This window comes from Actinomadura sp. GC306 (assembly GCF_004348665.1).
Classification (GTDB): Bacteria; Actinomycetota; Actinomycetes; order Streptosporangiales; family Streptosporangiaceae; genus Spirillospora.
In genome coordinates, this window is sequence record NZ_SMKM01000350.1 from 1 (window position 1) to 6,095 (window position 6,095).

The window sequence follows — 6,095 nt, forward strand, 5'->3', positions numbered from 1 at the left end:
GTGGGCATCGAGCCGCGCGTCAACACGCAGGATCCGGCGTTCCCGGCGCTGTGGGAGGCGGTGCGCGACGGGCGGCCGGTCGCGTTCGACTACCGGGGGATCGGGCGGAAGTCGGTGGCGCGGCGGCATCTGGAGCCGTGGGGCGTGGTGAGCCGGCGGGGCCGCTGGTACGTGGTGGGGTTCGACCGGGACCGGGAGGAGCAGCGGGTGTTCCGGCTGAGCCGGATCGCGGGCGAGGTGGCGGCGGACGGGCCGGCGGGGTCGGTGACGGTGCCCGACGGGGTGGACGTGCGGCGGATCGCGTTCGACTGGGGCGACCCGGTGAGCGAGCCGCGTCCGGCGACTGTGCTGCTGCGGGCGGGGGCTGCGCAGGGGCCGCGGCGGTGGGCCACGGACGTGCGTCCCGCGCAGGACGGCCCGGCCGGCGGGGAGTGGGACGAGGCGACGCTGGCGTTCCGCGACGCGGACCGGTTCGCGCCGTACCTGGCGCGGTTCGCCGACGACGTGGTGGTGGTCGATCCGCCGGACCTGCGGGAGGCGGTGATCCAGCACCTGAAGTCGGTGCTGGCGGGAGCGCACGGCCCGGCGGAGCCGGGAGGCGCGCACGGCCCGGCGGAGCCGGAGGGGACGGTGCGGGGGCGATGACGGCGCGGACACCGGCGAAGAACCCGGGCGGCGCGAAGGCGCCGGCGCGGGGGCAGGCGACGACGTCGACGGACCGGCTGGGGCGGCTGCTGGCGCTGGTCCCGTACGTGGTGAACCGCGACTCGGTACTGCTCGGGGAGGCCGCCGCGGCGTTCGGGGTGACCGAGAAGCAGCTGATCGACGACCTGAACCTGCTGTGGTGCGTGGAGCTGCGCGCCCCGGACCCGTACTGCCCGATCGACCTGTCCTACGAGGGCGGGGAGATCACGGTGGCGGAGGCGGAGTCGATCGCGCGGCCGCTGCGGCTGAAGGTGGACGAGGCGGCGGCGCTGCTGGTGGCGCTGCGGATGCTGGCGGGCATCCCGGGCCTGGACGACCGGGACGCGCTGAGCCGGCTGATCGCCAAGCTGGAGACCGCGGCGGGCGCGGCGGCGTCGGTGGCGGGGCAGGTCGCGGTGGAGGTCGACGCGCGCGGCGGCTCGGCCGACGCCGGCGGCGCGGTGCTGGGGCGGCTGCGGGACGCGATCGGCGGCGGCCGCCGGGTGCATCTGACGTACTACGTCCCGGCGCGCGACGAGAACACCGAGCGCGACGTCGACCCGATGCGGCTGCTTGTGGTGGAGGGCAACACCTACCTGGAGGGGTGGTGCCGGCGCGCGGAGGCGGTGCGGCTGTTCAAGCTGGACCGGATCGCGGGCCTGGAGGTGCTGGACGTGGCGGCGCGGGTGCCGGACGACGCCGAGCCGATCGACGTGGACGCGGGCCTGTTCCGGCCGTCGCCGCAGGACGAGGCGGTGACGCTGGAGCTGACGCCGCGCGGCCGGTGGGTCGCCGACTACTACCCGTGCGAGAGCGTCGAGGAGCTCGGGGAGGGGCGGCTGCGGGTGGTGCTGCGCACGCCCGACAGCCGGTGGATCCGGGGGCTGGCGCTGCGGCTCGGCGACCAGGGGCGCGTGGTGGCGCCGGCGGCGCTGGCGGCGGGGATCCGCGCGGACGCGGCGCGGGCCCTGGGCCGCTACGGCATGGCCTGAGGCGATCGGCTACCGTGGCCGTGTGGCGTGGGTTGCGGTGTCGGTGTCGCTGGGTTTCGCGGGCCTTGCCGTCCTCGCCTGGTGCGCGTTCAAGGTGTGGCTGAGCGTGCGGCGCTTCGGCCGTGAGCTGGAGCGGACCAGGCGGCGGCTGGAGCGCGGGCACTCGGCGCTGCTCGATGAAGTCTCGCGAATGGAGAAGACGCGGGCCCCACAACCGCCCGAGGACGGCGTACGATCGACCTGAGCACCCCTGCTGAGAAGGAATGACATGGCTGGACTTGGCACGACCGAGATTCTGATCATCCTTGCCGTCGTCTTGCTGCTGTTCGGATCGGCGAAGCTCCCCACGCTGGCGCGTTCGCTCGGTAAGTCGGCGCGGATCCTGAAGGCCGAGACGAAGGGCCTGCACGACGACGATGACGCAGACGAGGATCGCAGGTCCAAGGCCGCCCCTGCCGCGCAGAGCGCGCAGAACCCGCCGGCGCGCGAGCACGGCGACGGCTCGCAGCAGCCGCGCGGCGCGCTGGGTTCGGGCGAGCCCATCCAGGGTGTGCCGGTGTCGGACCCGGGCCGTGCTCGTGACGGCGGCTGACCGCCGCCCCGCGACGACGCCACCCCACCCCCGAGCCTGAATGCGACGATGAAGCGGAACAGGCGTGTTGCCGCCACCCCCGACGGCCGCATGCCCCTGATGGGGCATCTGCGTGAGCTGCGCAACCGGCTGATCAAGGCGATCCTCGGCCTCGTGGTCGGCGCGGTCATCGGCTGGATCCTGTTCGAGCCGATCTGGGACTTCCTGAAGCAGCCCTACACCCAGATCCCGCCCGAGCACTGCCTGGAAGGCAAGTGCGACCTGGTCGTGCACGGCATCTTCGACGGGTTCTTCGTCCGGCTGAAGGTGTCGCTGATGATCGGCGCCGTGCTGTCGTCGCCGGTGTGGCTGTTCCAGCTGTGGGCGTTCGTCGCGCCCGGGCTGTACAACAAGGAGCGGCGCTACACCTACGTGTTCATGGCGGCGGCGGTGCCGCTGTTCTTCCTCGGCGCCGCGCTGGCGTACGTGACGATGGACAAGGGCCTGCAGATCTTCATCGGGCTCGCGCCCGGTGATACGACGGTCCTCGTCGGCGTCCAGGACTACCTCGGCTACGCCCAGGCGATGCTGTTCATCTTCGGGCTGACGTTCGAGCTGCCGCTGTTCGTCGTCATGCTGAACCTGGTCGGGGTCCTGTCCCACGAGCGGATCCGCAAGTCGCGGCGGCTGCTGGTGTTCGGGGTGTTCGTGTTCGCCGCGGTCGCCACCCCGAGCCAGGACCCGGTCACCATGCTGGCGCTGGCGCTGCCGACGATCGTGCTGTTCGAGTTCGCCGAGCTGTTCGCGTACCTGCACGACCGCCGCTCGGCCCGCCGGGGCGACGACTACGCGGGCCTGTCCGACGACGAGGCGTCCCCCTTGAACCTGGAGGAGATCGACGCCGAGCTGGAGAAGGGCGGCCGCGCCGGCGGACGCACCGGCTGACGCACCGCCCGGCATGGCGCGCCGCCCAGCGTGGCGCGCCGCGCCGGACGGCCGGGCCGGCGATTGGGAATCGGGCCTGTCGAAACCGTAGGCTCGAAGGCATGACCTCCCCCGATACGACGCCGGCCGGGCAGAGCCCGGCGGAGCGGTACGCCTCCTACCGCGCGCGCACCGCGGGCAGCGGCCCGGCCCTGCTGGACTTCCGCACCCTGTACGACTTCGACCTGGACCCGTTCCAGATCGAGGCGTGCAAGGCGCTGGAGGGCGGCAGCGGCGTGCTGGTGGCCGCGCCGACCGGGTCGGGCAAGACGGTGGTGGGGGAGTTCGCCGTCCACCTCGCCCTCGCCGGCGGCGGCAAGTGCTTCTACACCACCCCGATCAAGGCGCTGTCGAACCAGAAGTACGCCGACCTCGTCCGCCGCTACGGCCCGGAGAAGGTGGGGCTGCTCACCGGCGACAACAGCGTCAACGGCGAGGCCCCGGTCGTGGTGATGACGACCGAGGTCCTGCGGAACATGCTGTACGCCGGGTCGCACACCCTCGGCGGGCTGGCGTTCGTGGTGATGGACGAGGTGCACTACCTCGCCGACCGGTTCCGCGGCGCCGTCTGGGAAGAAGTGATCATCCACGTGCCGGAGTCGGTGCGGATCGTGGCGCTGTCGGCCACCGTCAGCAACGCCGAGGAGTTCGGCGAGTGGCTGCACGAGGTCCGCGGCGACACCGCGGTGATCGTGGACGAGCACCGCCCCGTCCCGCTGTTCCAGCACATGCTCGTCGGCACCCGCCTGTACGACCTGTTCGTCGACACCGGCAAGGGCAAGGACCGGCAGGCCCGGCTGAACCCGCAGCTCACCCGGATGGCGGTGGAGGAGGTCCGCCGCGCCAAGGTCAACCAGGGCCGCCGCACCGGCCGCCGCCGCGCGCCGCGCCCGCAGCGGTTCCGGCCCCCCGCGCGGCCCGACGTGATCGAGCGGCTCGACCGCGCCGGGCTGCTCCCGGCGATCACGTTCATCTTCAGCCGCGCCGGCTGCGACGCCGCCGTCATGCAGTGCCTGCACGCCGGGGTCCGGCTCACCTCCAAGGAGGAGGCCGAGGAGATCCGCGCGCACGCCGAACTGCGCACCGCCGACATCTCCGCCGAGGACCTGCGGATCCTCGGGTACGGCGACTTCCTCGCCGCGCTGGAGCGCGGCGTCGCCGCCCACCACGCCGGGATGCTGCCGACGTTCAAGGAGATCGTCGAGGAGCTGTTCACCCGCGGGATGATCAAAGCGGTGTTCGCGACGGAGACGCTCGCGCTCGGCATCAACATGCCCGCCCGCACCGTCGTGATCGAGAAGCTCGACAAGTGGAACGGCGAGGCGCACGTCGACCTCACCCCCGGCGAGTACACGCAGCTGACGGGGCGCGCCGGGCGGCGCGGCATCGACGTGGAGGGCCACGCCGTCGTGGTGTGGGGCCCGAACGTCGACCCGGGGTCGGTCGCGGGCCTGGCCGGCACGCGCACCTACCCGCTGAACTCCAGCTTCCGGCCGTCGTACAACATGGCCGTCAACCTCGTCGGCGCCGTCGGCATCGAGCGGGCCCGGACGCTGCTGGAGGAGTCGTTCGCGCAGTTCCAGGCCGACCGCGCCGTCGTCGGCCTGGCCCGGCAGGTCCACAAGAACGAGGAGGCCCTCGCCGGGTACGCGAAGGCCGCCGAATGCCACCTGGGCGACTTCATGGAGTACGCCGCGATGCGGCGCCGCCTGTCGGACCGGGAGGCGGAGCTGTCGCGGGAGCGGGCCGGCGCCCGCCGCGCCGAGGCCGCCCGGTCGCTGGAGCACCTGCGGCCCGGCGACGTGATCATCGTGCCGTCGGGGCGGCGGTCCGGCCTCGCCGTCGTCCTGGACCCCGGGGTCGGGCGCCGCTCCGACGGGCCCGCGCCGCTGGTGCTGACGGTGAACCGGTCGGTGCAGCGCCTGTCGATCCAGGACTTCCCCCGCGCCGTCGAGCCCGTCGAGCGGCTGCGGATCCCCAAGTCGTTCAGCCCCCGCAACCCGCAGGACCGCCGCGACCTGGCCGCCACGCTGCGCAACAAGGTCCCCGACGAGGTGCGGTCCCGCAAGCGGACCCGCGCCGACTCCGCCGCGTCCGAGGACGAGGAGGTGGCGCGGCTGCGCGGCGAGCTGCGCCGCCACCCCGTGCACGGCTGCGACCGGCGCGAGGAGCACGCCCGGTGGGCCGAGCGGTACCACCGGCTGGACCGCGAGACCGAGCAGCTGCGGCGCCGCGTCGAAGGCCGCTCCCAGGTCATCGCGCGGACGTTCGACCGGGTGTGCGCCGTCCTGCAGCAGCTCGGCTACCTCGACGGCGACTCGGTCACCGAGGAGGGCCGCCGCCTCGGCCGCATCTACAACGAGCTGGACCTGCTCACCGCCGAGAGCCTCCGCGAGGGCCTGTGGGAGAAGCTCGGCCACGCCGAGCTCGCCGCGTGCGTGTCCGCGCTGGTGTACGAGTCGCGGCAGCCCGACGACGCCGCGCCGCCCCGCACCCCGGGCGGCGCCGCGCAGGACGCGCTGGCGGCGATGGTGCGGCTGTGGGGCGAGCTGGACGCCGTCGAGCGCGACAACCGGGTGTCGTTCCTGCGCGAGCCCGACCTAGGGTTCGCGTGGACGGCGTACCGGTGGGCGAAGGGCGACGACCTCGACGCGGTGCTGCTGGAGAGCGACCTGACCGCGGGCGACTTCGTCCGCGCCGTCAAGCAGCTCCTGGACCTGCTCGGGCAGGTCGCCGACGCCGCGCCGCCCAACAGCCACATCCGCAGGACGGCCCGCCGCGCCATGGACGCCATGCGCCGCGGCGTCGTGGCGTACTCCTCCGTCGCCTGACCCGCCGCGCGCCCCCAAGGCACGGCCCGCCCG

Annotated in this window: 6 protein-coding genes; all 6 read left to right on the plus strand. The window is 73.7% G+C overall.

What is annotated here, in order from left to right; genetic code table 11:
* Positions 1-645: WYL domain-containing protein (locus E1200_RS30300; protein ID WP_131955555.1), on the plus strand; the 645-nt coding region annotated here is incomplete at its 5' end.
* Entirely contained in the window at positions 642-1,676 is a 1,035-nt protein-coding gene (locus E1200_RS30305; protein ID WP_131955557.1) for a WYL domain-containing protein, read from the plus strand. The genes E1200_RS30300 and E1200_RS30305, both read left to right, overlap by 4 nt.
* 22 nt (positions 1,677-1,698) lie before the next feature.
* Complete coding sequence (locus E1200_RS30310) at positions 1,699-1,920, plus strand: hypothetical protein (protein ID WP_131955559.1); 222 nt, start codon at positions 1,699-1,701, stop codon at positions 1,918-1,920.
* Positions 1,921-1,944: 24 nt separating this feature from the next.
* Positions 1,945-2,268: a Sec-independent protein translocase subunit TatA gene (gene tatA, locus E1200_RS30315; RefSeq protein ID WP_131955561.1), complete on the plus strand. Its 324-nt coding sequence runs from the start codon at positions 1,945-1,947 to the stop codon at positions 2,266-2,268.
* A gap of 99 nt (positions 2,269-2,367) precedes the next feature.
* Positions 2,368-3,192: a twin-arginine translocase subunit TatC gene (gene tatC, locus E1200_RS30320; protein ID WP_347813249.1), complete on the plus strand. Its 825-nt coding sequence runs from the start codon at positions 2,368-2,370 to the stop codon at positions 3,190-3,192.
* Positions 3,193-3,293: 101 nt separating this feature from the next.
* Positions 3,294-6,062 carry a DEAD/DEAH box helicase gene (locus E1200_RS30325; RefSeq protein ID WP_131955563.1) on the plus strand — a complete coding sequence of 923 codons (2,769 nt, stop codon included), beginning with the start codon at positions 3,294-3,296 and terminating at the stop codon, positions 6,060-6,062.
* Positions 6,063-6,095 lie beyond the last annotated feature (33 nt).